Source organism: Nocardia sp. BSTN01 (assembly GCF_015354405.1).
Taxonomy (GTDB): Bacteria; Actinomycetota; Actinomycetes; order Mycobacteriales; family Mycobacteriaceae; genus Nocardia.
This window is the reverse complement of the sequence record NZ_JADKYP010000016.1, coordinates 109,404-136,139: the sequence shown is the minus strand read 5'-3', so window position 1 is coordinate 136,139 and position 26,736 is coordinate 109,404. Positions and strand designations below refer to the sequence as shown.

Genomic DNA, 26,736 nt, shown 5'->3' with positions numbered 1-26,736 from the left:
GTACATTGGCGGGCTTTGCGTGTGGACGAGGAGGCCCGGCGACCACCAACAGACAAGTTGCCAAGGACGCCAGAAATTTCGAGCGTGTCACCGCCAGCCTCGAACGCGAGATAGTGCTCTGCTGCGCTTGCGCCTTGGCTACCACTGTCCCTTGCCACAGACGGCCGCTGCTGCCCAGGGAAATGCGGGGACGACGCGCGATCTGCGGGACGGCCTGCGGATCACCAACTGACTCGGTGCTTTCCGGCCGTTGTTCCGTCTCGGAGTGTGCTGCCGGATGTGAATGCCGACCAGGGTGGCTTCCCTTGTCAGGACGGACGTGCGGCCACCTGCCGTGGCGAGCGCCAGCCGGTTGTCGATCACTCCTGCTTGGCGGAGCAAGTCGCGCAAGCCTGTGGTAGCCGCGTAGTCCACGACAGGCGGTACAGAACGGTCCGGCCGTGGCCGCGGCTTGGCAGGCGTGTAATTCGCATCCAGGAACTGCGCAACGACCCCCAGAGCGCCGAGTCCGGCCCGCAGCAGCGGCTTCGCGTCATGACTGATCACTCCCTCGCCCTTCCAGCGGGTTTCGACCCATGCCGCCACCGCTGTCTCGGGTTCCGCGTGGATGTACGGGATCTCAGGGAGGTGCGGCGCGGGATGCGCGTGTGCGTGCAGTACGCCCGGAGATCCACATCCGACGGCTTGATCTTGTCGTATTCTCGTCCGCCGGGCCGACGTTGCTCGCGGAGGCCGGGACCTTGTAGGTCCAAGGATTCGTGGCGGCCGAGGTCTTATCGCGGCATCAGAGCTGCAGTGATCATCTCCGACGGCGCCTTCGATGCGGCGCAGGGCGCCTTATTTCAACAGGCCGTGAGCGATCACGTCCACTACGGCCTCGAGCAGTTTCCTCAGCTCGGGTTCATCGCGACGCAGACTGTCGGGTCGCCAATTCAGGCTGATGATCCCGTTCCATGCGGCGAGCAAGGCGACGGCGACCTTTTCGGCGTCCACCGGGCGTGCGATGCCCGCGTCGATCCCGACCTGGATGGCACCGACGAGCCGATCGTTCTGCTGCTTGATCTGGCATGCCATGCGTTCGGCCAGCTCCCGACCGGCAGGATATTGTCCCGGATCGGCTGGGGAAGCGAGCATCCGGAAGTATTCCGGATACTCCAGGTAGAACTGGAGATACTGCTCGGCGGCGGCATACACCTGCTCGGCTGGGGTGCGATCCGGTGTGAAGGCCAGGTTCATGAATTCCCGGTCGGCCTCGAGGGCTCGCTCCACAACAGCCGCGAGCAGGCCTGCCTTCGAACCGAAATGGTTGTAGATGGATCCGACCGCCACGCCGGCGCGGTCGGCGACTTCCTCGAGGGTCCAGCTGTCCATGGTCCGCCCACGGAAGGTCTCCTCCGCAGCACGCAGCAGTGCTTCGATCGTGCGCTTCTTCCGAACGTCCACATCACACCTTTTTGCATCTCTTGCAATAACTGGGGCGGGTTGCTAGTCTACCCCTTGAGATTTTGCAATGATCACAAGTTCGAAAACCATTGCAACACAGGGGATGTGATCTCATTCGCCGACCGGAAGTAGGGTCGGCGCCCCCGGCCCCTCCATCGGACGGCTCCAGGAGCAGTCGAATGAATCGATACCGCACGATCGTCGTCGATGCAGACGGCTCCGAAGCTTCCCGCGTCGCGGTGCATGCCGCAGCCGGCTTCGCCTCCGCTGCAGGCTCACGGTTGGTCCTCGTCTGCTCCTACGGCCACCTACGGGGAAACGATGTCGACGCGGCGGCAGATGTCCTCAAACGCGAGGCCCATCTCGTCCGCGGCGCGGCATCTGCCGACGAAACCCTCGCAGTAGCAGCGCAAGAGGCACGCGCCTGGGGCGCGACCGACGTCGTCAGTCGGGCAGTACCCGGTACGCGGGTCGAGGCACTGTTGGCCGTTGTAGCCGATGCGCAGGCCGACCTCGTCGTCATCACCGGTCGTGGCCCCAGTTCGCCGATCACCCGACTGCTGGGCACCCTGTCCGACGAGATCGCGCGCCGTTCGCACGTCACGGTACTGTCCGTGAGCCCTACGTCGGCCCACCCGGTGATGCCTCGCCGGCGCGAACCGCGACGAAAGTCGATGACGGCCACGCGTGTTCGCGCTTTCGCTCCCGCGCATCCGCAGCCCGATGCCTCGTCGCAGACCGTCTCGTGAGCAGCGGCGAACGGGGCGGGGCCTCCGGCGGACTGCGCGCACTGGCCGCCGACCTGGCCTGCGGTTCGATCAGCTCACGCGACGCGGTCGCCGTGGCGCTCGACCGCATCGAGGCAAGTCGGAACAGCCTCAACGCCTTTCGTCTCATCCGCCGTGAGCCCGCCACGGCCGAGGCGTGGGAGGCCGACCAGCGCCTGTCCGCAGGCGAACGTCGCCCCCTGCTCGGAGTCCCGATCGCGGTCAAGGACGACGTGGACGTCGCCGGTTCACCGACCTCCTTCGGGTGCGGCGGCACCTTCGCGCCGGAGACTCAGGATTCGGAGGTGGTCCGGCGCCTCCGCGCGGCGGGTGCGGTGATCGTCGGCAAAACCAACACCCCCGAACTCGGGCAGTGGCCGTTCACGAGTGCGCCGGCATTCGGCTACACGGTCAACCCGTGGAACCGCGCGCATACGCCGGGCGGGTCGTCCGGCGGCAGTGCGGCCGCGGTCGCCGCCGGACTGGTGCCGGCGGCCATCGGCTCCGACGGCGGCGGGTCGATCCGCATACCGGTGTCGTGGACCAACCTCGTCGGGATCAAGCCGCAGCGCGGGCGTGTTCCCACCGACCCCGCTCGGGAACCGTTCAACGGTTTGACGGTGTTCGGACCACTCGCGCGCACGGTCGGCGACGCAGCGCTGCTGTTCGATGTGATCGCCCGCCCGCTCACCGCGGGATCGGCGGGGTTACCGCCGGCCTCGCTGTCCGACGCCGTCGGCGCCGATCCCGGCCGGCTCCGGATCGCACTGTCTCTACGCCCCGCGTTCACCGGGGCCGCCGTCGGCTTGCATCCGGACGTGGAGGCCGGTATCCGGCGGGTGGCCGATCGGTTATGCGGCCTCGGCCACAGCGTCGAACTCGCCGAGCCGACCTTCGGCCCCCTACTGACACTGTCGATGGTGGCGCGCATCGTTCCCGGTGTCCGGCAACGTCTTCGGGCACTGCCCGCCGCACAGGTCGATCCACGAACGACGGCGAAAGCGCGCTGGGGAGCTGCGCTATCGGGTCCGGCCTGCCGTTCGGCACGGGCGGTGGAACCTCTGCTGCGCCACCGTGTGGGCCGGATCTTCTCCCGCTTCGACCTCGTACTGAGCCCGACCACCGCGCAGCCGCCCCCGCCGATCGGCGTGGTCGACGGGCTGAGCATGGCCGAGACCGACCGCATCGTCCTGGGGACGATCCAGTACACCTTCCCGTGGAACGTCCTCGGCTGGCCCGCCGTGGGATTCCCGGCCGGCTTCACCGCCGCGGGCCTGCCCTTCGGGGCTCAACTGCTCAGGCCCGCCTGCTCGGAACGGATGCTGGTCAGCGTCGCCGCGCAACTCGAGGCACAGTCGCGCTGGGACACGATCGTTCCCACGCCGTGGTGGTGAACGCACCCTATCGGGGACCGTCGAGATCCAGGAATCGCAGAACGCACGCGACCGTTTCGGCCGGGCTGTCGACCTGAACGAAGTGCGAGGATCGTTCCACCCAGTCCAGGCGCGCATCCGGGATGAGCGCGGCGAGCCTTTCGCCGACCGAGGGATCGACCATCGGATCTTGGCGGGCATACAGCAGTTGCAGCGGTACCGGGAACGACCTACCCTCGGTCCCGCGCCATCTCAGCTCGTCCACGAATTCGGCGAAATCGCTGGGCCTCATCACGTCTCGCAGATAACTCACGAACGCGCGGGTACCGTCGGCCGACTTCAACGGGTCGCCGTACTCCCGCATCTCCTCGAGCGACTTGAGAGTGTCGTCGTAGTAGTGCACGGTTCGGTGCGCCCAGCGCGCGGTATCGCGCCGGACCCACGACCCGAACACGCGTCCGGCACCCGGCAGGGACAACGCGGCCCGCATCGCGTGCAGTCTCGCCTCGGGGAAGGCCGGCGGATGGATCGCGACGACCCGGGAATACGCCCCCGGGTCGGCCAAAGCGTGCGACAGCACCAGATAACCACCGAGGGAATTGCCCATTACAGCACAACCACGCACGCCGATCGCCTCCTGGAACTCGCCCAGCCACGAGCCCAGCCGCGCCACCGACAACCGCCTCGACGGCCCCGAACTACGGCCGGCGCCAGGAAGATCCGGAATGATCAGCCGATAGTGCGCCCCCAATCCGTCGAGCACATAACGCCACGAATAACTGCTGGTCATCAAGCCGTGGACCAGCAACAGCGGCTCTCCGTCGCCGTAGGTTCGATAATGGATCCGCAGCGTTCCGAGCGCTGCGGATTCCATGGCCGCCTCGTGCGCCTCGGACATGTAGTAGGGATGCACCCGGGCCGGCTGTTCCGGTAGGTGAGCGAACGGTTGCCTGCGGAACGGCCGGTCCGGCCCGGCGGATTTCTGGCTGACCCGACTCGACATGTGTGCTCCCCCTGTCAGTTTTTGTAATAGTTGCAATAGTAGCAGGGGGCTCTGTATGCGTCGACGGTCACAGACCGCTCGGCGCCTTCTGCGACCGGCGGTCGAGATGCTCGCCCGGCGGTCGGGTCCGCGGGCGACGGAACGGAGTCCACCAGTTCGCCGGACCCATCAACTTGACGAGGGCGGGCACAAGCAGCATCCGCACGACGGTCGCGTCGATCAGGATCGCCGAGGCCATGCCCAGCGCCGCTACCTTGATCAGCGCGACCTGCGACAGCGCTGCCGCGCCGGTGACGATGATGAACAGGGTGGCCGCCGCCGTGATGATCCTGCCGGTGCGGGAGACCCCGGCCACGACGGCCGCTTCGGTGCCGGCGCCCCGGTCGTGCGCCTCGACCATACGCGACATCAGGAAGACCTCGTAGTCGGTGGAGTGGGGAGACGAGACGCTAAGGATTTCGCGATCCCACGCAGCAACCTCTTCGACTCCCCTGAGCCGCTATGTCTCCATCGCCGAAGCAGCTCAACGCGCCAGCGTCAATCGAGACACCATCCGTCGAATGATCGCGGACGGCCAGCTACCGGCATACAGATTTCGCGGTCAGGTCCGCATTGCCGCGGAAGACATCGACAAAGCCATGCGCCCCATCAAGTGAGAGTGGCATGAGAAACCAGCTATTGCACGCAAGTTGCACGAATGGACACCCGATTGCCGAAAACCACGGATGACCTGCGCAAACGAAGTGGTCCCAGCTGGTTTCGAACCAGCGACCTCTCGCGTGTGAGGCGAGCGCTCTCCCGCTGAGCTATGGGACCGGGAGATTTCGGGGCGGCTGGAGTGCCGTTCCGAACGAGAAGGAACCTTAACACGCATCCCGGGGGTCACACCAAATCGGGGCCTGACCTGGACGTTTCAGTCGGTCGGTGATGGATGGAACGTGAACGGACGCAGAAGGTCTCGTGTGAGCCGGATCGTCGCGCGGTAGATGCCTCTATCGGCGTGAGCGCTGCGGGATATTGGGCGGTGCCGCGTCCGACCGGGCCGCGGTTGCGGTTGCTTGCATCGCGGAGACAGGGGCGCGGAAAGAGGACCGACCGAACTGCGCGCCGCCGCCCCGAGCTAGGCGGCGAGTTGGACACCCAGCACCCGGTCCAGTATCCGTACTCCGCTGTCGGTCAACCACAGCGGGCGACGGACGCCGGCGGGGAGTGCGCGGCCGCAGTCGCCGCACCGAACGGATGCCCCTTTGGGGTCAGGGGTCGTCAGCGACGCGGAAGGACACCACACCTTTCGTCACCACACCAGCGTCATCCCCGATGGGGTGCACTTGCACCCCGGAAAAACACATCCGTGTTATTCACTTTTACCCCCATCTACCAGGCGATTTGTTGAGCGCGCGGGTTGTGGGCTAATGTTCTCTCTCGCAGCCGGAAGGGGCCGAAAAGCCCCGGAGACGCAGCATGCGGATGTAGCGCAGTTGGTAGCGCATCACCTTGCCAAGGTGAGGGTCGCGGGTTCGAATCCCGTCATCCGCTCGAAGGCCAACCCGGCCTTGGTTGGCGGTGTGGCCGAGTGGTGAGGCAACGGCCTGCAAAGCCGTGCACACGGGTTCGATTCCCGTCGCCGCCTCTGAGTAGGCGAACCACGCGCGATTAGCTCAGCGGGAGAGCGCTTCCCTGACACGGAAGAGGTCACTGGTTCAATCCCAGTATCGCGCACCAACGAAATGGCAGGTCAGCCCCGGTTTCGACCGGGGCTTTCTTGTATCCGTGAACTGACTGTGAACTGAACTTCTTACGATCTTGTTGCGCCAACACGGAACCGCAGCCCCGCCCCGGTACGTCATAGACTCATGCACCGATGCCGCCGACGGAGGGGAACCCATGAAGCTCACACCGATCGCCGCTGCGTGTGCCGCAGCCGCATTCCTGGCCGGATGCTCGTCCACGACCAGCGGCTCGCCCGTATCGCCCACCACGGATAAAGCGGGGACATCTTCGGCATCGGCCACGAACGCAAGCAACACCAGGTGGGACCCGTGCTCGATCCCCGATACCGACGTCGCGGCGGTCGGTCTGAATCCGGGCCGGAAACAAGTCGGCGCGCTCGGGACCAAGTTTCCAGGCTGGGACATCTGCGGATGGATGAGTGACAGCTGGTACGAGCTGCACGTCTACTCCACCAGTGCGCATACCTACGAGGAAGTTGTGCACAACACGACCTTGTTCCACGACCCGCAGCCGGTGACTGTGGCTGGCCGACCGGCTACACAGCTGCTTCAAAACGACGAGCCCGACGGATGCACGATTGTGTTCGACATCCCCACGGGGCCAGTTCAATTCGCGGTTGCGCCGAAGCTCAGCGCCCACCAGGGCGGCGACGCCTGCGCCGAAGCGAAGCGGATAGCGGGCGTGCTCGACAAGGACCTTCCCGCGAAGTAGGCGACCACCGAAACCGATTGGGGAACAGCGCATGTCGGAACAGGACATTTGGGAACAGCTCGGTGAGGAAGTGGCGCAAGGCAATCTGAGGTTGAAGATCGAGCCCGATGCTCTCGACCGCGCTATCAAAGGGCTGCAAGATCTCATCGACGAAATCGACGACCTCGGCTATGCCGTGCGGACCGTCGAGACCGTAACCGGTTTCGGTGGTTTCACGATGGGTGTCCAGTTGGCGGAGAAATTCACCCGCAAGGGTAGCGGCGAGGATTCGATCAAACAACGAATGAAGGAAGTCCAGGGGGAACTCCAGGCGGCACAGGACCTGCTACGCAAGGCGGCAGCGGCCTACGCCGAGGCCGAGGACGCGAACACCGACAGATTCCGCTGATTGCGCAGGCACACTTAGTCCTCGCGCGGCGGGCAGCTGGGTAACGCCTTTTCCCGGAGTAAGAAGTCCGCTTCTCTCGAAATTTTCGTGTGAGAGGGATGCCGCGACCGTCTGGTCTATCCGCGACTTTCCGGCGGCGATTGGGCGACACCCCCCCCCCGGTGCTTTCCGCGATGGCAGGGGGACCCATCGGCCCGAGCCGGACTGCTGCGACCGTCCCGGAATGTGACTGCCTCGCGCCCTCCTCGGCGATGGTGGGGCCGAGGTGCCGGAGCTGCCGGTCGCGCCCCGATCCGTGTCCGCTGCCATCGCGTCCGCTGCCATCGCGAAGGTTGCCCGCAGGGAATGTCATTCGCACCGTTGTTGGGCTGCCCGGAATTTCCGCCTCTGGGGTTGGTGACCGGCTCACGACGGGCAGCCCGGCTACGGGCAGCGGGTCGCAGCAGGCCAAAAAGAGCGCGACGGCAACGGCTTCGGGCTGCTCGTCCGATAGGGCGAGACTCGTGCCGTGCCGACACCAACTACTGGGCAGCACAGGTCTCGGGGCGACGGGCGAGGGCGACGGGTGTGGCTCCCGCCTACGGCCACGGCCGGGTGGGCTCACGCCTGGCGTCGACGTTGCGCTTATCAGCATGTCCAGCACCTTCATGGCAGCGGTGTTGCCTGCTCATGCTGCCTGTTCGCGCAGGTGCAGCAGTCGACGCAGTGGCAACTGCCTGGCATGGACGGTGCCGCAGTGCAGGCTGAGGTTCCCCGCTTCCTTGGAGGGCTCTGAGCATGGTCCGATAGGGCCAGGAAAGAGCCATTCGTGGCGGCACCGAAGAAATACCGGGACGAGTTGAAGACTCGAGCGGTCCGCTTGTATCTGGAGTCGGACCCGAAACCGACGATCCGCAATGGTCGTCGGCATCGACACAGCTCATCCATTGTTCGAGTTGCTTGCCCTTCAGTTCGGTCATCATGGTCGCGAACGCGCGAACATGGCCCGCTAGGGAATCCAATTCCGGACTGGCGGCAAGGATCGCGTCGAGGCGCTGCTGGTCGTCGGGAGCCAACACCGCGGGATCGGTCATGATCCATGCCGCGACGCGGCGCGCGGCTGGCGGCTTCGGTGGCGGCGCCGGGATGTGGGCGGTCACCCGGAACTGCTGGAGGTAGGCGCGGACCATGCTCCCCCGGCCCCGGTAGCCGCGGGCGCGGATTTCCTCGAACAGCCTGGTGGCGTTCGTGCAGCCCTCGTTCCATCGCCGGTGCAGGTAGGGCTTGAATTCGTCGAGCAGGCCGACGCGGTGGCCGGTGCCGTTGTTGACCAACAGTTCCTCCGGCGACTGGGCGCGGGCGAAGCGGCGGGCGGTGTTGCGCGCCAAGCCCAGCCGGATCCCGATAGCCCGGATGGTTTCGCCTTCGGCCAGCAGTGCGTGGACCTGGGCGTAACGTTCCCGGGTGCGGACCGCAACGCGGTCGCGGCGTTGCGCGGGGTCGACCGGCCGGTGCCTCATGCCTGCGGCGACCTCGCCGATGTCGGGCAGCAACGGCTCACCAGGATGCTCGACCGCTGCGCTGAGGCAGGCCCGATGCCGGGCGACGGCGCGCTCGACGGCTTCGCCGAGGTTGTGCCAGAGGTGCCAGCGATCTGCGACCTGGATCGCCTTGGGTGCGCCTTTCGTTGCGCCTTCGGCGTATGCGCTGGCGCGATCACGGCAAACAATCTCGACGCCCGGATGTGCCCGCAGCCAGGTGGTCAAGGTGTCAGCGCTGCGGTCGGTCAGGACGTCGACCGGGCAGCGGGTGTTCATGTCGATCAGGATCGTTCCGTAGCGGTGCCCACGGCGCAGGGCGAAGTCGTCGACCCCGAGAACGCGCGGCGTCGTTCGTTTCGGGTCCGGCAGTGCGCGGATCCGGCGCAGCAAGGTCGTGCGACCGACCTGGGCCGCGAGTTGCCCGGTCAACCGGGCACCGGCCCGTCCGCCCAACGCCAGCGCGACCGGGCGCAGGACCTGCTCCAGCAGAAGTGTCCGCCGTGCGTAACGGGCGGCAAGCCGAGGGACCTGCTCAGCGAAAGTTCTTCTCCCGCAGTCCGAGTTGTCGCAGAACAACCGGCGGATCCGCAGGGCGATCACGACTTCCCGCCCGGAGATCGCGGTGTCGGACAATCGCCGTCGATACCGGCTGTGGACGCGGTGCGACGGCGTCGCGCAGCCAGGGCATTCCACCTGCTCGTCCGGAGTGGCCGCGTCGATCCGGACCGTGGAACCGACAGCACGAACGGCGCCGATCACCAGACCGTCCAGGTGTGGAAACAAGATCGTCAACACACCAAGATCAGAGCATCAGCCACTTCGCCAACCATCAAGCAGCCCAACGTATCCCGGTCTGGGTCAATCACGAAATGTGAACCAGAACCCCAATCCTGGATCTGGCACGCTTTCCGTGATTGACCCAGGCGGATTGCGTTCAGCGGCATGGTGATTGATCATGTGCCCGGTGTTCAGAGGTTGGGCCGTGGGCGGTGTTGTTCCCGCACCTGAACGGGCTGCGGATTGATGGAATCGGTGCGACGGGGCCGGTGATCGGGATTACGGCCGAGACCGGTGACGGTCCGGTCGGGTGTCCGGCGTGTTCGATGGCGTCGAGGCGGGTGCACAGCCGTTACGAGCGGCGGTTGTCCGACACTGCCGTGGGCGGGCGCGAGGTCATGATCCGGCTGCGGGTGCGGCGTTTGTTCTGCGACAACACTGATTGCGGCAGAAAGACTTTCGCTGAGCAGGTGCCCGAGTTGTCCGGGCGGCACGCGCGGCGCACCACGGTGTTGCAGCGGCTCTTGCGCGCTGTGGCACTGGCCTTGGGCGGTCGCCCCGGTGCGCGGTTGACCCGGCATCTGGCCGCCGCGGTGAGCCGGATGACACTGTTGCGGCAGATCAGAGCGCTACCCGATCCGGCAGCGCCGGTCCCGACGGTGCTCGGCGTCGACGACTTCGCGCTGCGCCGGGGCCACCACTACGGCACGATCCTCATCGACATGCAAACCCGGCGTCCGGTCGAGGTCCTGCCCGATCGCACCATCGAGACCTTGGCGAGGTGGCTGCGCGACCGTCCGGGTATCGAGATCGTATGCCGCGATCGCGGCGGCGCCTACGCCGACGCTATCCGCTCGGGCGCCCCGAACGCCGTGCAGGTCGCCGACCGCTGGCACATGTGGCACAACCTCGGCGAAGCGGTCGAACGAGCCGTCACCACCCATCGTCGATACCTCGCGGCCGCCATCGCCGACGAGTCCGAACCCATGTCACCGCAACCGGCCACCACGCCAGCACCATCCCCGATGCCTTTGGGGCCGGCCGAGCGGACCGACCGGACCGCCGTGCGCACCCGGCTGCGCTACGAAGCGGTGCATCAACTGCTCGCCGAGGGCCGCAGCATCCGCCGCATAGCCGCAGACCTGGGTTAGGCTCGCGGCACCGCCCGTCGGTTCGCCCGCGCTGCCAGCCCGCACGAGCTGCTGGTCAACAACCGGACCGGGTTCCGTCGCAGCATTCTCGAGGATTACAAGCCCTATCTGCACCAACGGTGGAACGAGGGCTGCACTAATGCCACTCAACTGTTTGTCGAGATCAAGGCTCGTGGCTACCGCGGCAGTGACAAGATCCTGCGGAAATACCTGCACCAATTCCGCACCGGCGACCAGGTCGCGCGGACACCGCCCAAACCGCCCACAGTGCGACGGGCCACGTCCTGGCTGATGACCGATCCCGCCGGCCTCACACCCGACCAGCAGCGGCAACTCGACGCGATCCTCACCGCCAGCCCTGAATTGGCGAACTGGCCGACCATGTCCGCAGTTTCGCCGACATGATGCGGCACCGGCGCGGCAGCGAGCTGGAAGCCTGGATGAAAGCCGTCGACGCCGATGATCACCCTGCCCTGCACTCGTTCGTTCGTTCGCGGTCTACGCCGCGACCAGGACGCCGCCACCGCAGGACTGACGATGGAATGGAACAGCGGCGCGGTCGAAGGCCACGTCAATCGCATCAAAATGATCAAACGCCAGATGTTCGGTCGCGCCAACCTCGACCTGCTCCGCAAGCGAATCCTGCTCAGCGACTGAACCATCGAGCGCGCGAAATCACGGAAAGCGTGCCAGATCCAGGATTGGGTCGGCATTGACACAAGTGTGCGCTCGCCTGCGAGCCGGCGAGCCCGTCGCCGAGATCGCGGCCGAGACAGGGATCTCGCCTGCCACCTTGTTCCGATGGAAGGCGCAGGTCCTCATCGATGCGGGTGTCCGAGAGGGTATCCCGAGCGTGGAAGCCGATGAACTGGCCGCAGCGAACAAACGGATCGCTGCGTTGGAAGCCGAATTGAAACTCACCCGCGACGCCTGCGAATTGTTCGATGCGCAGGCGGTGGTGTCCCCAAAATGCGAATCGCGGTCGTCGAAGGGCTGATCGCGCTCGGACATTCAGGGCGGGCCGCCTGCCGTGCTGCTGGTGTACACAGATCCACATTTCTGCGACAGCGGCGGCAGCCGTTGTCCACCAGAACAATTCGCAGAATCGTGGTCGCGGACGAGATATCCCGCATTCATACCCAGTCTCGCGGCACCTACGGCAAACGCCGGATCAAGGCCGCGTTGCTGGCCGAGTGCGAGATGATCGTCAACCACAAGCTGGTCGCCTCAATCATGGCTGAGCGTGGGCTGTTCGGCCTGCCCAGACGCAAACGTCGCGGTCACCCGATGCTCAAGGTGAGCACTCCCGCGGACCTGGTGAACCGCGCCTTCACCGCTGCTCGCCCGAACCAGCTGTGGTGCACCGACATCACCGAACACCCAGCGAGAGACGGAAAAGACTATTGCGAGCGACCAGCACTGGCTTGATACTGCATGCCGATCACGGAACGCAATTCACGTCGTGGTCGTTCGGTGAGAACCTGCGACGGCATCGTCTTCTGCCGTCGTTCGGGACTGTCGGGGATTACTTCGACAATGCAGCGATGGAATCGTTTTGGGGGCGGATGCAGACCGAACTCCTCAATACCAGGAAATGGCCGACAACCCTTGAATTGACGATCGCGATGGCCGACTGGATCGACAACTTTTACAACACCGAACGCCGGCACTCCTACCTCGGCCACCTCAGCCCGAGCGAGTATGAGACGCTGTGGCTGGACATCCAACCAAGCCCTCAACTCTCGTAAGCCCGGACCGACAAGCGGGGGCCAGATCACCCGGACCCAACCACCGGGGTCATGTCACACCCCTGCAGCAGCCCCCCGCAGTAGCAATGGACCTTCGACTGACAGTCTTGCCTGGCGGCATGCGGATTCGAGAGGCGGCGCCGGGTTGTGGTGCTGGGGTTCCCTCCGCTCAGCGACGGGAGCCGCAGCGGCACTCGGGGTCGTTGACCATTCGCTTGCAACGTGCACACGGCTGGTAGTAGAGGCGTTCTTCGATCTGCATCTGGGACGCCTTACCGTACCGCCGATCGAAGTAGCCCGACTGCTTGGACAGCAATTCCAGATCGCCCGGTACGTAGGATTCGTCCTTCTTGTCGGCGATATTCGAGCGCAGGACGACACTGCCGATTTCGTGCAGTGCTTCCGCCGCTGGTGTCGGCGGGTCGGGATCGGCGGCGACGCCTCCGTCCGACTTCACCGATCCGAGCGAGATCCCGAACTGCAAGTCGTACAAGGCCGTGCTCGCGCGATGCCCGTTCAGCTGGGACATCGCCGCGATGTGCACGACGCCGTCGGCGTCCAGCTTCGTGGTGAGGGTGAGGCGTTCGAAGAGCCGTTGCGCTCGGCGATCGACGTTAAGGCGGAGAGCGCCGAACTCGTCACGTGGATCGGTCCGCGGGATATCGGTCCCGGGGCGGGTGGGTGTGCAGAACTGGAACTTCGCGTGGCCGTCGCGCGGATCCGCGCAATACAGGTTCAACTTGTCGTCCACCAGCTCCTGACCTTCGAAGGGCACCCTCGTACCCGCCTTGAGCAGCGGGAAGTAGGAGCCGCGGGCAATACGGACCTCGATATCCTTCGCCAGCTCCAACTGCTGCCGGTCGTGCGCGATCCACGCCGCACCCTGGGCTACCAAAGTCGCACTGTTCGAAGACACTTCGACCCGATGGCCGAAGAGTTCGCGGAGTCGGGACACGATCGCCGGCATCTGCGACATGCCACCGGTAACCAGGCACATGGAGACCTGTGAGCCGCTGAGATGGGCCGCATCGAGCAGGGCCGTGATGGAGTCCATCGCACGATCGATCATCGGCTTCGCGATACTCTCCAAATCGTCACGTGTCACCACCTGTTTGAGCGGCTCGCCGCTCTCCGTGTGGAAGTTGTTGATGTAGAGGGTCGCTCGTTCGACTTCGGACAGTTTGATCTTCAATTGCTCGCATTTGTGACGAAGCTGCCGACGTCTGTCCCAGCCGATCACGGACGGATCATTGACAACCCGCCCGACAATCCAATTACGGAGCGCCGCGTCGAAATGATCGCCGCCGAGGTCGCTTGTGCCGGCATTCTGCAACTGGACGACGCGGCCGCTGTCCAGTCGGCACAAGGTGAGGTCCAGGGTGCCGCCACCCCAGTCCACGACCAGAATGTTCTTGCGATCGAAACGGTGCGCGAAATCGGTGCCCATACGGGGCCGGAAGTGTCCGTACAGTGCAGCGAAAGGTTCGTGGACGAACTGGACCACACGAATTCCGCTGCGATTGTAGGCATCCCGCAGATCGCGGCGCTGGCGGCCGTTCATATTGACGGGAATGGTGGCCACAGCCTCGGTGATTTCGGAAAGGTAATTTTCCTTCTCCGCCACTGCGAGCGCGCATTTCCGCACATGCTCGATGACGTCGTGGGTGACATCGATCGGACTGCGCTCGACCCCTTCGACGGTCATCGTCTCTTTACCGAGGTAGGTTTTCGGAGATTTCACGAAACTGCCGTGGATGCCGAGATCGGTGGCGTCGAGCTCATCCTTGGCGGCCTGCCCGACCACTTTCCGGAGCCCCTCGTATTTGACGATCGACGGCACCGGCCGACCCGTTTCATCGACAAGATTCTCCGCACGGTTGTCGCCGATGACGACCGAGACAAGACTATTTGTGGTGCCGAAGTCGAAACCTACGACGGTCATGCTTTCCCCTGCAAATCTTCTTCGGCAGCCGACCGAAGTGCTGACAAACTACGTTTCAGATGTTTGATCGAGTGCCTGACAAACTCGTCGGTCACGTCGGTGTCTCCGTTTTCGAGGGCACCGAGCGCGTCTTCGAGCGATTCGACCTGTTGTCCGATGACCCGGGCGGTATCGACTCTCACCCTCTTGAAATCCGATGTCACAAGCATACGTTCCTTGCGGCGAGCATCGGATTCCTGCTGGAGCGCAGCAATCCGGCTATTCAGCTCCGACTCGATTTCGGTGCTGCGCGCGCGAGCGGCAGCGAGTTCTTGGGACAATCGCCGGCACTGGTTCTGCGCTACCTGCATCTGCGTGCGCGCGTGATCTCGCTCGGATTCCGCCGATCGCAGTCGATTGCGCGTGGAATCGACAATGAGGGCTGCTGTTACGCGTGCGGATTTCGACAGCGTGGCCAGTTTTTCGCGTGCTGCCGCGGATTCCGGAACAGGGCCGCCGGCGCCCCAGAGCTTGTCCGCGAAGATCTCGACACACCGCGCGACGTTCCAGTCCGCCGCGGATGCGGCGATCAGCACCACCGCTTGAGCCGCGTTTTCGGCGAGAGCCGCCATGGCGGCGATCTTGGCCTTGGGCACCGGCTTGCGGTTGCGCTCGACGTCGATCGCGTGCTTGATCAGGTACTGAGCTCGGCCGAGCGCACGCGACAGCGCTTCCTCGTCCGGATCGCCGCTGAGTAACCGATATAGCGACTCGCACAGCGTGTCATCGGTATGGAACAAGCGGTGCCCGAGCACGATGCGCGTGGCGAGTTCATTGATGTTCCGGCGCGCGTTCCCAGCGAGCCCGAACTTGTCGGCCGAGACCAGCAAGGTGACACTGGTGGATAGTTTGAAATCGCGCTCCGCGATGCGGGCGATCACATCCGCGAAATTGTCGAAGTCGACCGACGCCCACAGCGCCTTCCGCGCAGGGGAATTCTTTTCGAGAGGGAGCGTTTTGAGCTCTCCCTCGAGTTCAACCAGAAACCGGAGGAAATCCGCGAACGAGCGGACGTGCTCGACAGTCGTGCGCTTCGGCCGGTCGCCCGGTCGAGCTCCTGCCTCGTCCTCGACCTCGACCTGGGTCTCGGCCCGAGGTTCGCCTTCGATGTCGGCCTCTCCGGCTTCCCGATCCGGCGAGGAGACAGCCGTTGGAGGAGCGGCGACCTCTGCCGCTGCCTCGTTTGCTTCTTCATCGGGACGGGTGGGTGATGTCTGGCTGTCGCCCGCCGGGAGTTCGGCTGTCATGGGGGGAATCTCGCTGTCCGGTCCCGCCTTTGCTTGGTCGGGAGAACTCGATGGTTCAGCAGCAGCGGCAAGCTCTGGCGGAGGAACTACTTGCGCGGCTTTGTCGTTCCGGATGGGTTCGCTGGTAGGAGCGTCGGGCATGGTGGGCGCTACCTCCGTCATCGTCCGCTTCGGCTCTGCTTTCTGGACCTGGCTATTGCGTCGAGGCGCGTTTTCGCTGCGGAATGACTGCTGTACAGCGTCCCTCTGCGAGCGTCTCGGAGTTCGGTGGCCGGCACGCGTGGAACCATCTTTGTGGCGACGGGCGTTGCGGGCGAAGCCATCTTGTTGCCGGCGGCGCATGTCGTCGCCGCGCGGAGCGGGATAGGTCGCGCCGTCTCGTGGGGCTTGCTCGGAGCTACGCGATATGAATTTTCCGGCCTGCGCCCTTTTCGCGCGGCCGCGCAGTCGAGTGGATCCTTTTACGAAAGGATGTTTTCCGCCATCATCTTGGATCTGCCGAGTTTCCGGTCGAGCCTGTTCGATCCGGGCATCGTCGTTCTGGTCGTCTGTCATTCGTCCGGCAGAGCGACCGTTGGTCCGTCGGGGCGAGTCGGCACTGTCCCGAGCCTGTCGCTGGGATCGTCGACTCGAGCCTTTCCGTCGACCGGGGTCTGCCGCACTGTTCCAGCTGTGCCCACGTTGTCGAACACCCTGATCGCAGCTGTCGTCTGTCACATCTATCCTTCGTCGCCGATGAGATTGAGGCGGGATTCCACCCAGTGTTCGGGAACACCATTCTGCCCAGCAGCCCGGATGAGTCGTTCGGTGTAGGGGGTGCCGGTTGCGAGATGGTATTCGGCGATAAACAGATGTGCTTTTGTACGGTCGTAAGACTCTGTGGCGACGTAAATATGGTCGAAACCAGCCACGTCGTCGGTCGCGGAGGCATCGATCGGCAGGCGGCACAAGTCGATCAGGGCCTGGGTCCTCTTGTCGATCAGCCGTCGCTCAAGGTCCGCGAGGTCATGGACGATCCGTCCCGGATCCACCGGCTGCGCTCCCGCTGTCAACATTCGGGCGAGGCGCGCTGCGACGGCGTGCAGCCCTCGACTCAGCGCTCTGTCCGCCGCTTCTTCAAAATGATTGTGATATAGGGAGATCAGGCTCGTCACCGCGAGGGCGACGGGCCGGTGCATGTGCCGAAGCAGCTCTGCGGACCGGTTCAGCTTCTCACGATCGAGAGCGACATCCGATGCGCCCCCGGCCCTGCGGTGCGCGAGCCAATACAGGTACTCCGCGATCCCCTCAGCGTACTTGCGTGCGGTGTCGAAGGGAGCGGTTCGGTCGAGGAAGTCGCTGCTGATCGATTTCGGCGTGATCTCGAACTCCGCGACTTTCTCAACCTTGTCGAGCAACTGCTCCAAAACGTTGTCGACACCTATGAGGTCCTGCTCGGCCGCAATCGCGAAGTCGAACTTGTAGGTCGTGTTCGTGCGCATGTTGCCGATCTCGACCTTGACGAAACCGCTTTCCCTGGAAAGGTGTTCACCGAGGCGCTCCGGTGGGACCACCACCTCGTCGACGCGCGTCCAATCACAGTTGACCACAGACCAATCCGCAGGTTTGGTAGCTCGCTGAACCAACAGCGTGGCGCTGCCGCACACTACGCCACGGTGAAGCAGAACCGGGCTGGCGATCGGATGGCTGGTGAAGACATGCTCGTGTAGCGCATCCGAGGTGGTGAACACACCCTCGCATTCGAGGCAGTTGATGCGCGGCGGTTCCGGCGGGCCCGGTGGTGGGGCGTAGATCTCCTCGTGGAAGTCCATGAACCCGGTAGACCAATGTGCCAATGTGGTTGTCTCCCTTCGGTCCCTCTTCGGTTCCTGGGCTCTGGCAAGGCCGTTAATTGAGTGGCCGACCTGCGGATTCGGGGTGTGTCACTGGCGCGGGCACGGCATCAGCTTCGTGATGATCATGGTTCCACACCTGATCGTCGAAAGTCGTTGCCGTGCCGATGTTGTCATCATCGCCTGCTATTGCTGCCCGTGTCGAACCGGGAACAGATCCGGCCGGGAAGCCGAGGCACAGCGGTGCGGTCAGGATGACTCCGGAGTGATTGCTGCGGGCGCTGGCTGGGTGCCGGATCCGCGGAAGCGTTGAGGCCGGAGGTTCTCACGGGCGGTGATCCTGTTGCTTGCTGGCGGCCACAGTGTCGGCCAAGCTGGATCTGAGCGCGAACGCCTGCACCTCAGTGACGTTCTGCTGAGGAAATTAGTAAGGGCTGCAGACGGATACGGCGGGGTGGCAAAAGCTGTCGGCGGTCTCGAGTAATATTCGTGGGCTGTCCATCAGGAGGTTCATTCGTGCGGCTTGAAGAGCTGAAGGCCGGTCTACGGATCGACGGTCTCATCCCCTCTGAGGTGATCACCGTAATCGCCGCGCAGTGGCACGGCACGGATGCACTTGAGCTCACCTATAAGAACGCCTCGGGTGGGCTTGGCCAGCAGGTTGTGTTCCGAAAGGACCAGGACAATCTGAGCATCGCGCAGAGCGGCGGCCGCGCGTTCGACGCGACGGCCAGCGACTTCAAGCTCGTCGCCGAGGCTCAGCGCATCTCGCTCGCCGGATTGTTCGACCCAATGCTGGCCGTCGCGACCAGCGACGTTCAGCCGCTGCCGCACCAGATCCGCGCGGTGTACGGCGAGCTCCTGCCCCGGACCCCGCTCCGGTTTCTCCTCGCCGACGACCCAGGCGCGGGCAAGACGATCATGGCCGGTCTCTATATCAAGGAGTTGCTGCTCCGCGACGACGTCAAACAATGCCTGATCATCGCTCCCGGCGGACTGGTCGAGCAGTGGCAGGACGAGCTCTTCTTCAAGTTCGGGCTCCGGTTCGACCTTCTGACCAACCAGCTCATCGATGCCCAAGCGAACTTCAACGTCTTCGAGACCAACCCACTGCTGATCGCACGGATGGACCAGCTCTCCCGCAACGAGCAACTGCAGGACCAGCTCAAGGAGACCGAGTGGGATCTGATCATTGTCGACGAGGCGCACCGGATGGGGGCACACTACTTCGGCGGCGAGCTGCGCAAGACTAAACGATTCCTGCTCGGCGAGATCCTCGGTCAGATCACCCGCCACCTGCTCTTGATGACTGCGACCCCTCACTCGGGCAAGGAGGAGGACTTCCAACTCTTCTTGACCTTGCTCGACCGCGACCGGTTCGAAGGCAAGCAGAAGAACAGTGTCGATGTGAGCGGCATCATGCGACGCATGGTCAAAGAAGATCTCCTGACCTTTGAGGGCAAGAAGCTCTTCCCGGAACGCATCGCAGAGACGGTTCCATACGAGCTGACGGCGCTCGAATACGAGCTCTACGAGGACGTGACCCACTACGTTCGCGAGGGGATGAACCGAGCCGAGCGTATCGGTGGAAAGCGCAAGAACACTGTCGGCTTCGCTCTCACCGTCCTCCAGCGACGCCTTGCGTCGAGCCCAGAGGCGATCTACAAGAGCCTCGTCCGACGCACCGAGCGCTTGGAGCGCAAGAAGCTTGAGATCCAGAACGGCACCTACCGAGACAGTGAACCGACCGTCGACATCAGTGACATTGACGAGGACGAGTTCAACGCCGAGGAGCTGGAGCAGATGGAGGAGGAGCTCCTCGACGCGGCGACCGCCGCCCAGACGGTCACTGAGCTCAACGCCGAACTCGTCGAACTCGGCGACCTGATCAAGACCGCACAACTGGTCCGCGAAGCCGGCACCGACCGCAAGTGGACCGAGCTCTCGAACATCCTCCAAGACAACGCGCTCGTCACCGACAACAACGGCTGGCCGCGGAAGTTCATCGTCTTCACTGAGCACCGCGACACCCTCGACTACCTCCAGGGCAAGATCAGCTCCCTTCTCGGCAAGCCCGACGCCGTCCGCGCCATCCACGGCGGCGTCCGCCGCGCCGAGCGACGCCAGATCACCGAGGAATTCACCAAGAACCGCGACTGCCAGATCCTCCTGGCCACCGACGCCGCAGGTGAAGGCCTCAACCTTCAGGCCGCGCACCTGATGGTCAACTACGACCTGCCGTGGAACCCGAACCGCATCGAGCAGCGATTCGGCCGCGTCCATCGCATCGGCCAGGAGGAGGTCTGCCGACTCTGGAACCTCGTCGCCTCGAACACCCGTGAGGGCGAGGTCTTCACCCGCCTGCTTGAGAAGCTCGATCAGATGCGGCAGACCTACGGCGGCAAGGTCTTCGACGTCCTCGGCGAGGCCTTCACCGACATCCCGCTGCGCAACCTGCTGCTGGAGGCCATCCAGTACGGTGAGCGTGCCGACGTGAGGGCCAAGATGCACGAGGTCATCGACGCCTCTGTCGGGGACGGGCTCAAGGACCTGCTCGACGAGCGGGCGCTGGCCTCCGAGCACCTCGCCGACGCCGACCTCCACGCGCTGAGGGCCGCGATGGACGATGCCCGCGCGCGTCGGCTGCAGCCGCACTACATCGAGCTCGCGTTCAAGGCCGCGTTCACCAGGCTCGGCGGGCGCATCGTCAAGCGGGAAAAGGGGCGCTACGAGATCGCGAACGTCCCGCAACACATCCGCTCAGCTGGCACCGGGCCGATCGCGACCAGGTACGACCGGGTTACCTTCGATCTCAGCCACGTCCAGCCCGGAGACCTGACTCGCGCCGACCTCCTGGCGCCGGGCCACCCGTTGCACGACGCGGTCATAGGTGAGGCGATCCGCAACTTCGGTGGTGTCCTCAACCAGGGCACGATCCTTGTTTCCTCGACCCTCGAGGAGCCTCATCTCCTGGTCGGTGTCGTCGAGGAGGTCGCAGACGCCACTGGCGAGTCGGTTGCACGTCGCTTCGGTTACGCCTACGTCGACCAGTTCGGCAGCGTCAGTCCGGCCGGCCCTGCGCCGTACCTCGACTGCGTGGCCGCACCCGACGGCCCGGCCGTTGACGATGCCCGGAGCCTGGCCTGGCTCCGCGATGCCGAAGACAAGGCCATGAGCTGGATCATCGCCAACCAGCTGCCCGAATACCTCGCCGAGGTCCAGCTACGACGGCTTGCGGAGCTGGAGAAGGTTCGTGACCTGGTGACCAAGCGGCTCAGCTCCGAGAGCGAACGCCTCCTGCTCGACGCCGCCGTGGCATCAGAGAAGGAACAGAAGGGTGAGAAACCCAAGGAATCCTCCGACAGCCTCAACCGCAAGGCGGTCGAGCTCGATGCCCGCCTCCGCAAACGTCTCGCTTTACTTGATCAGCAACAGCTGATGTCGACGAAGCCTCCGCATATCGTGACGGCCGCATTGGTGCTTCCGATCAGGATGCTGGAAGACGATATCCCAGCCGCCGCGCCCATCCACGCCAAGGAGACAAAGGAGGTGGAACGCCGCGGTGTCGACCTTGTCCTGGCCTGCGAGCGCGAGCTGGGGCGCAAACCGGTCGAGCAGGCCTTCAACAACAAGGGTTTCGACATCCTCTCGACCGACACCAACGGTGACACCTACCGGATCGAGGTCAAGGCCCGCATCGAGGGCGCCAAGGATTTCTTCGTCACCCACAACGAAGTTATGACCGGGAAAAACGCCGTGCCGCGCTACCGGTTCGTGCTGGTCAAAGTCGATCCGCGCGGCGCCCAGTTCGACGAGGTACGCTACCTCGACGACCCCTTCGCCACAACGGATCTCGGCGACTTCGAGGCCACCGGCATCCGGGGTGACTGGGCGAAACAATGGGCCAAGGGGAGGCAGCCGTTCTGATAGACCGGGACGACCAGGCTCGCGGTCCACTCGTTGCGGTGTTGAGCAATCCGCCGGTTACCGATGGCCGCCGCACAGCCCGCCGTGTTGATTTGGCCACGATGATCCTGGGCTTCGACGCTTACCGCATCGTCAACATGTTCGCCTGGCCGTCGCACGCGACAGGGGAACTCAACCAGCTCGGGACCGCGGACTCTGGCTGGGCCGAGGCGCGACCGGACATTGTCAGTGCCCTCAACAGTGCGGGCGGAGTGCTCCTCGGCTACGGGTCGACGGCTCCCGTCGGGGCGGCGCGCATTCAGTTTCGTGCTCAGGTCGATTGGCTGAAGGGACAACTGTCGACGCTGATGCTTCCCGTCTGGCAGTTCGGAGATGGGCCAAGGCATCCCTCGCGCTGGCAGCGCTGGACGTATCGCGCACATCCCAATATTCCGTTCGACGAGGCAGTTCGCCTGAGCCTTGTCCCAGTGGGTCACGGACCTGTCGGTGTTCCCACTAGAGTCTGACGCGCAAGTTTGCGGCGCCACGCCGCATTGGTCGAGCCGGGTCTTGAGGCCGCGGAGGAACGAGGATGCACGTGCGTAAGCGGAAGCTCATCGAGGTGGCGCTACCGCTGGAGGCGATCAACAAGGAGTCGGCGCGGGAGAAGTCGATCAGGCATGGCCACCCGTCGACGCTCCACCTCTGGTGGGCGCGACGGCCGTTGGCTGCTGCACGCGCAGTGCTGTTCGCTCAGCTCGTGGACGACCCGTCCGCACGGCCCGAGGAGTTCCCCACCGAGGAGGCCCAGCGCACGGAGCGCGAGCGGCTGCATGAGCTCATTGAAAGGCTGGTGGTCTGGGACAACGTGCGCGACGAGAAGCTCCTCGCCGAGGTGCACGCCGAGATCCTGAAGTCAACCGACGGCAACCCGCCCGCGATACTCGACCCATTCGCCGGCGGCGGCACCATCCCGCTCGAAGCCCAGCGCCTCGGGCTGGAGGCCTGCGCGAGCGACCTCAATCCCGTCGCTGTGCTCATCAACAAGGCGCTCATCGAGATTCCGCCGAGGTTTGCTCATCGACCGCCCGTGTTCCCCGGCGCAGCCGACTCCCAGCTCGGCGGCTGGCCGCGCACGACTGGCCTCACCGAGGACGTACGGCGTTACGGCGCTTGGATGCGCAACCGCGCCGAGGAACGCATCGGTCACCTCTACCCTAAGGCCACCCTGGCCGATGGCAGCGAGGCAACCGTCATCGCTTGGATCTGGGCCCGCACCGTCACCTGCCCCAATCCCGCCTGCGGAATCCAGATGCCACTGGTCCGCTCTTGGTGGCTCGGCAAGAAGAAGGGAAAGGAGGCGTACATCGTTCCGACGGTGGTCGACGACTTCGCAGCACCAGGCGGGCGGCGTGTCGAGTTCAGCATCGGGCGCGACCCGGCTACCGCGCCAACGGGTGAAGGTGACGGCACTGTGGGCCGCACCGGGGCCGAGTGCCTGGCTTGCAGAACTGCGGTTTCTCTCGACCACGTCAGGTCCGAAGGGCGTGGAGGGCGCCTCAGTCAGCAACTGATCGCTGTAGTCGCGGAGGGGAGCCGTCAGCGCGCATACCTCCCGCCGTCGCGTGATCAGGTCGAAACGGCAGCCGTGGAACGTCCGGCAGAGGCTCCGCCAGGTGCACTCTTTGATTGGCCGGGGTACATCAACGTAGTCCGCTACGGCCTGACGGATGTTGCCGACCTGTTCTCCGGTAGGCAGTTGCAGGGCCTTGTTGTGCTCTCGGATCTGGTCGAAACCGTTCGTGAGCGAGTACTGACTGATGCACTCGCAGCGGGGCTACCCAACGGGCCACGCCTCGTCGACCTCGATCAATCGAGCGGCGTCGGACCAGGGGGCGAAAGTGACCCAGCCGCCTTCATCCAGCATTCACCAAGCGCGGAAGCTTATGCCGATGCCATAGCCAGCTATCTCGCGCTCGTCGTCAGCAGAACAGTCGATCGTTCTTCAACCATCGCATCCTGGGATTCTTCACGGGAGAGCATACGTAATACTTTCGGTCGTCTTGGCGTACCGATGACTTGGGACTTCTGCGAAGCAAATCTTCTATCAAATTCATCGGGAGGGTTCGCATCTCAAATCGACTTCTTGACGAACGCAGTCGATTCGCTGCCTGCGCAGACGCCAGGTGTCGCGGAACAAGTTGACGCCGCTAGTCGGGAATATCGGAACGTCGTCGTTTCCACAGACCCGCCGTACTACAGCAATATCCCGTATTCGGATTTTAGCGACTACTTCTACGTCTGGTTGCGACAAATGCTTCGCTCCGTTTACCCCAACTTGTTTTCGACAATGGTGGCACCTAAGACCGAAGAATTGGTCGCAAACCCATATCGTTGGGGCGGCAAGGAAAATGCGCAGAAATTCTTTGAAGAAGGGTTCCGGCAGGTGTTCACCCGTGTTCGGCGCGGGGTGGAATCAGAAACCTCGACGGCGGGGTTCCCGATCACGGTGTACTACGCATTCAAACAGAGTGACACGACAGCCAACGAAACCGCATCAACTGGCTGGGAAACGCTGCTAGAGGGAATGATCCGATCGGGATGGGAGATTACCTCTACATGGCCCATGCGGTCTGAGCTAAGTAACCGATTCCGCGCATCGGGAAGTAACGCTCTGGCATCGTCAATCGTGCTATCACTACGGCCGCGTCCGGAATCCGCGTCGACTACCGATCGACGTGGCTTCATCGGGGCCCTCCAGGCTGAACTCCCGGACGCGCTTCGCAATCTCGAGCAAGGGCAGATCGCGCCGGTCGATCTTCCCCAGGCCGCGATTGGTCCAGGCATGGCAGTGTTCAGTCGCTACAGCGCGGTTCTCGAACCCGACGGCAAAAAGATGACGGTGCGGTCCGCGTTGGCTCGTATCAATGAGATTCTCGATCAAGTACTCAATGAGCAAGAAGGAGATTTCGATTCGACGTCGCGCTTCGCCATCGCTTGGTACCGCCAGCACGGATACGGCGTTGGCAAGTTCGGCGACGCGGACAACCTCGCCCGTGCTCGTAATACGAGTGTCGACACGATGGATCGCGACGAGATTCTGACGAGCCGCGCTGGCAACGTCCAGCTCATCAAGCCATCAGACCTGTCGTTAACCTACGACGTCCTCAAGGACGTGCACACGAGCAACTGGGAAGCCTTTCACCACCTGATTAAGGTGCTGGAGCGTGATGGCATCGCCCCGGCGGGTGACTTCCTGCAGGCGGCCCTGAGCCGCCCCGACGGTGCCATCGACGCGGACCTTGTGAAGGAGCTCGCTCATCTCTTGTTCCGCATCGCCGAAGGGAACGGCTGGACCAAGGACGCACTGAGCTTCAATACGCTGGTCACGAGCTGGCCCGAGATCCTCGAGGTTGCGAGAAGCGTCAAGAAGCCTGCGGCCGATCAGAGTGCGTTCGACTTCGACGAGGGTGACGACTAATGAAGGACCTCACCGCAGGCGAGTACCCGCTGCGCAAGATCTTCTCGAGCGACTACGAGTTTACGATCCCGGACTATCAACGGCCATACGCATGGGGCAAGGAGCAGGCTCTCCAACTGCTGGACGATTTGGAGGGCGCCCTCGTCCGTGACACCGACGAGCCCTACTTCCTGGGGTCGATCGTGTTGGTCAAGACGGGATCTGACCCTCGCGCCGAGGTGATCGACGGTCAGCAGCGGCTGACGACCCTCAGCATTCTCTTCGCAGTGCTTCGTGATCTGACGGATAACTCGAAGCTTGCGGCGGAGCTGGCCAAGGTGGTTGTCGAGCCGGGCGAGATCCTTGCCGGCACTCAGGCGAAGCCGCGGCTGACGCTGAGGAAGAGGGACGCCAAGTTCTTCGCCGACCGAGTCCAGGCCGAGGGCGCTACCGAAAAACTCGTCGCACTCGACGACGCTCACCTCAAGACGGACGCACAGAAGGCGATCCGCGACAACACAACTGTGCTGCACGATCGTCTCGCGGTCTGGTCCGATGACAAGCGGCAGCGCCTCGCGGCCATGCTCGGTACCCGCACTTTCCTGGTCGTCGTGAGCACTCCTGATCTCAACAGCGCGCACCGCATCTTCAGCGTCATGAATGCGCGCGGACTCGACCTCACTCCGTCAGACATCTTCAAATCCAAGGTGATCGGCGACGTACCCGACCAGGACGCCGCCGAGTACGCCGACAAGTGGGAGCAGGAGGAGGTCGACCTCGGCCGCGATGCCTTCGCGAACCTATTCGGGCACGTCCGCATGATCTTCAAGAAGGAACGAGCAACCAAGGTTCTACTTCAGGAGTTCGATGAGCAGGTACTTAGTAAGTACCTGCCGGGCAAGGGACGTGAGTTCGTCGATGAAGTGCTGATCCCGTATTCCGATGCTTACGAACACCTACTGACCCAGAACTATCCCGACGATGTGAACTGGTCCCCGGTGAACAACTGGCTTCGCCGCCTTATTCAGATCGACAACGACAACTGGCAGGCACCGGCGCTGTGGGCCCTGAAGGAGCACGGAAACGATCCCGCGTTCCTGGCGGAATTCCTCCGCAAGCTCGAGCGCCTAGCAGCGAGCATGCTGCTGCGACGCGTGTACGCGACGCCGCGAGGCTCCAGGTACGGCGAACTCCTCAAGCAGCTTGAGAAGGGCGATGGGCTGTCCGCGCCAGCCTTCGACCTCACGCCCGAGGAAGTGGCCGAGACGAAGGACCGCCTAGCTGACCGCCTGTATCTGGTTGCGCCCGTGCGTAAATACGTTCTCCTCCGGCTGGACGACTTGCTCGCCAAGCAGCCCGGCGTCAGCTATCAGCACAAGATGATCACCGTCGAGCACGTCCTACCCCAGAACCCTAAGGGCAGCAGCGGGTGGAAGCAGGACTTCACCGACGAACAACGCCTGCACTGGACGCACCGACTCGGCAATCTGGTGTTACTCAACCGCGCCAAGAACAGTGAGGCGCAGAACTACGACTTCGCCAAGAAGAAGGCGAACTACTTCACCAGCGCGAACGGCAGCGCCGTCTTCGCACTCACGACCCAAGTACTCACGCATGGTGAGTGGACGCCGGCTGTGATCGAGGCCCGACAAGCGGACCTGTTAGCTGTGCTTCATAAGGAATGGGAACTGAACTGAC

21 protein-coding genes, 4 tRNA genes and 1 pseudogene are annotated in these 26,736 nt (G+C 64.0%); 17 read left to right on the top strand and 9 right to left on the bottom strand.

Annotated elements, in window-relative coordinates:
* Positions 1–138: 138 nt before the first annotated feature.
* Both IRT45_RS38035 and IRT45_RS16070 read right to left on the bottom strand, forming a co-directional pair.
* Positions 139–609 (bottom strand): hypothetical protein, encoded by a 471-nt coding sequence (locus IRT45_RS38035; RefSeq protein ID WP_375540105.1) that lies wholly within the window; start codon positions 607–609, stop codon positions 139–141.
* A gap of 228 nt (positions 610–837) precedes the next feature.
* A complete protein-coding gene (locus IRT45_RS16070; protein WP_194806648.1) occupies positions 838–1,443 on the bottom strand; it encodes a TetR/AcrR family transcriptional regulator in 606 nt (201 codons plus the stop codon).
* Positions 1,444–1,622: 179 nt separating this feature from the next.
* Here IRT45_RS16070 and IRT45_RS16065 point away from each other — a divergent pair, with 179 nt between their 5' ends.
* Together IRT45_RS16065 and IRT45_RS16060 are read left to right on the top strand one after the other, a co-directional pair.
* Positions 1,623–2,192 carry a universal stress protein gene (locus IRT45_RS16065; protein ID WP_194806647.1) on the top strand — a complete coding sequence of 190 codons (570 nt, stop codon included), beginning with the start codon at positions 1,623–1,625 and terminating at the stop codon, positions 2,190–2,192.
* The gene (locus IRT45_RS16060; protein ID WP_194806646.1) at positions 2,189–3,604 is read left to right on the top strand and encodes an amidase; all 1,416 of its coding nucleotides are present in this window, start codon (positions 2,189–2,191) and stop codon (positions 3,602–3,604) included. The genes IRT45_RS16065 and IRT45_RS16060 overlap by 4 nt, the downstream gene beginning before the upstream one ends.
* Before the next feature lie 7 nt (positions 3,605–3,611).
* Here IRT45_RS16060 and IRT45_RS16055 read toward each other — a convergent pair whose 3' ends face one another.
* Positions 3,612–4,586, bottom strand: coding sequence for an alpha/beta fold hydrolase (locus tag IRT45_RS16055; protein ID WP_194806645.1), 975 nt, complete (start codon positions 4,584–4,586; stop codon positions 3,612–3,614).
* Between the two features lie 67 nt (positions 4,587–4,653).
* A pseudogene (locus IRT45_RS16050) lies at positions 4,654–5,043 on the bottom strand (MMPL family transporter); the annotation flags it as partial.
* On the opposite strand from IRT45_RS16050, the gene IRT45_RS16045 reads away from it, so the two are divergent.
* The gene (locus IRT45_RS16045; protein ID WP_309240991.1) at positions 5,015–5,242 is read left to right on the top strand and encodes an excisionase family DNA-binding protein; all 228 of its coding nucleotides are present in this window, start codon (positions 5,015–5,017) and stop codon (positions 5,240–5,242) included. The pseudogene IRT45_RS16050 and the gene IRT45_RS16045 overlap by 29 nt on opposite strands.
* 88 nt (positions 5,243–5,330) lie before the next feature.
* Here IRT45_RS16045 and IRT45_RS16040 read toward each other — a convergent pair.
* A tRNA-Val gene (locus IRT45_RS16040) sits at positions 5,331–5,402 on the bottom strand.
* Positions 5,403–6,049: 647 nt separating this feature from the next.
* Here IRT45_RS16040 and IRT45_RS16035 point away from each other — a divergent pair.
* From IRT45_RS16035 to IRT45_RS16015, 5 genes are all read left to right on the top strand, one after another.
* Positions 6,050–6,122 (top strand) — tRNA-Gly (locus IRT45_RS16035).
* 23 nt (positions 6,123–6,145) lie between these two features.
* A tRNA-Cys gene (locus tag IRT45_RS16030) sits at positions 6,146–6,216 on the top strand.
* Between the two features lie 17 nt (positions 6,217–6,233).
* Positions 6,234–6,308, top strand: a tRNA-Val gene (locus IRT45_RS16025).
* Between the two features lie 162 nt (positions 6,309–6,470).
* Positions 6,471–7,028, top strand: a complete 558-nt coding sequence (locus tag IRT45_RS16020) for a DUF3558 domain-containing protein (protein WP_194806644.1) — start codon at positions 6,471–6,473, stop codon at positions 7,026–7,028.
* A 31-nt stretch (positions 7,029–7,059) separates the two neighbouring features.
* Positions 7,060–7,416, top strand: a complete 357-nt coding sequence (locus IRT45_RS16015; protein ID WP_194806643.1) for a hypothetical protein — start codon at positions 7,060–7,062, stop codon at positions 7,414–7,416.
* 578 nt (positions 7,417–7,994) lie between these two features.
* Here the strand turns inward: IRT45_RS16015 and IRT45_RS16010 are convergent.
* The gene (locus IRT45_RS16010) at positions 7,995–9,695 is read right to left on the bottom strand and encodes an ISL3 family transposase (protein WP_309240990.1); all 1,701 of its coding nucleotides are present in this window, start codon (positions 9,693–9,695) and stop codon (positions 7,995–7,997) included.
* A 230-nt stretch (positions 9,696–9,925) separates the two neighbouring features.
* On the opposite strand from IRT45_RS16010, the gene IRT45_RS36905 reads away from it, so the two are divergent.
* The 5 genes from IRT45_RS36905 to IRT45_RS36895 all read left to right on the top strand — a co-directional run bounded on the left by IRT45_RS36905 (position 9,926) and on the right by IRT45_RS36895 (position 12,612).
* Positions 9,926–10,864: an ISL3 family transposase gene (locus tag IRT45_RS36905; RefSeq protein ID WP_309240989.1), complete on the top strand. Its 939-nt coding sequence runs from the start codon at positions 9,926–9,928 to the stop codon at positions 10,862–10,864.
* Positions 10,865–11,323: 459 nt separating this feature from the next.
* Positions 11,324–11,521, top strand: coding sequence for a transposase (locus tag IRT45_RS36900; RefSeq protein WP_228534410.1), 198 nt, complete (start codon positions 11,324–11,326; stop codon positions 11,519–11,521).
* Between the two features lie 64 nt (positions 11,522–11,585).
* Positions 11,586–11,861 carry a transposase gene (locus IRT45_RS16000; RefSeq protein WP_309240995.1) on the top strand — a complete coding sequence of 92 codons (276 nt, stop codon included), beginning with the start codon at positions 11,586–11,588 and terminating at the stop codon, positions 11,859–11,861.
* Between the two features lie 110 nt (positions 11,862–11,971).
* Complete coding sequence (locus tag IRT45_RS15995) at positions 11,972–12,292, top strand: IS3 family transposase (protein WP_194806641.1); 321 nt, start codon at positions 11,972–11,974, stop codon at positions 12,290–12,292.
* Entirely contained in the window at positions 12,220–12,612 is a 393-nt protein-coding gene (locus IRT45_RS36895) for an integrase core domain-containing protein (RefSeq protein WP_309240988.1), read from the top strand. The genes IRT45_RS15995 and IRT45_RS36895 overlap by 73 nt, the downstream gene beginning before the upstream one ends.
* Before the next feature lie 169 nt (positions 12,613–12,781).
* On the opposite strand, the gene IRT45_RS15985 is transcribed toward IRT45_RS36895, so the two are convergent.
* The 3 genes from IRT45_RS15985 to IRT45_RS15975 form a co-directional block, all read right to left on the bottom strand.
* Positions 12,782–14,554, bottom strand: coding sequence for an Hsp70 family protein (locus IRT45_RS15985; RefSeq protein ID WP_194806639.1), 1,773 nt, complete (start codon positions 14,552–14,554; stop codon positions 12,782–12,784).
* A complete protein-coding gene (locus IRT45_RS15980) occupies positions 14,551–15,840 on the bottom strand; it encodes a hypothetical protein (RefSeq protein ID WP_194806638.1) in 1,290 nt (429 codons plus the stop codon). The genes IRT45_RS15985 and IRT45_RS15980 overlap by 4 nt, the downstream gene beginning before the upstream one ends.
* Before the next feature lie 719 nt (positions 15,841–16,559).
* Complete coding sequence (locus tag IRT45_RS15975) at positions 16,560–17,651, bottom strand: hypothetical protein (protein WP_194806637.1); 1,092 nt, start codon at positions 17,649–17,651, stop codon at positions 16,560–16,562.
* Positions 17,652–18,188: 537 nt separating this feature from the next.
* On the opposite strand from IRT45_RS15975, the gene IRT45_RS15970 reads away from it, so the two are divergent.
* From IRT45_RS15970 to IRT45_RS15955, 4 genes are all read left to right on the top strand, one after another.
* Positions 18,189–21,599 (top strand): helicase-related protein, encoded by a 3,411-nt coding sequence (locus tag IRT45_RS15970; protein WP_194806636.1) that lies wholly within the window; start codon positions 18,189–18,191, stop codon positions 21,597–21,599.
* A gap of 38 nt (positions 21,600–21,637) precedes the next feature.
* Entirely contained in the window at positions 21,638–22,105 is a 468-nt protein-coding gene (locus tag IRT45_RS15965) for a DUF1643 domain-containing protein (protein WP_194806635.1), read from the top strand.
* Positions 22,106–22,170: 65 nt separating this feature from the next.
* A complete protein-coding gene (locus tag IRT45_RS15960) occupies positions 22,171–25,059 on the top strand; it encodes a DUF1156 domain-containing protein (protein ID WP_194806634.1) in 2,889 nt (962 codons plus the stop codon).
* On the top strand, positions 25,059–26,735 hold the full coding sequence (locus tag IRT45_RS15955) for a DUF262 domain-containing protein (protein WP_194806633.1): 1,677 nt from the start codon (positions 25,059–25,061) through the stop codon (positions 26,733–26,735). The genes IRT45_RS15960 and IRT45_RS15955 overlap by 1 nt, the downstream gene beginning before the upstream one ends.
* The last annotated feature ends 1 nt before the right edge of the window (position 26,736 follow it).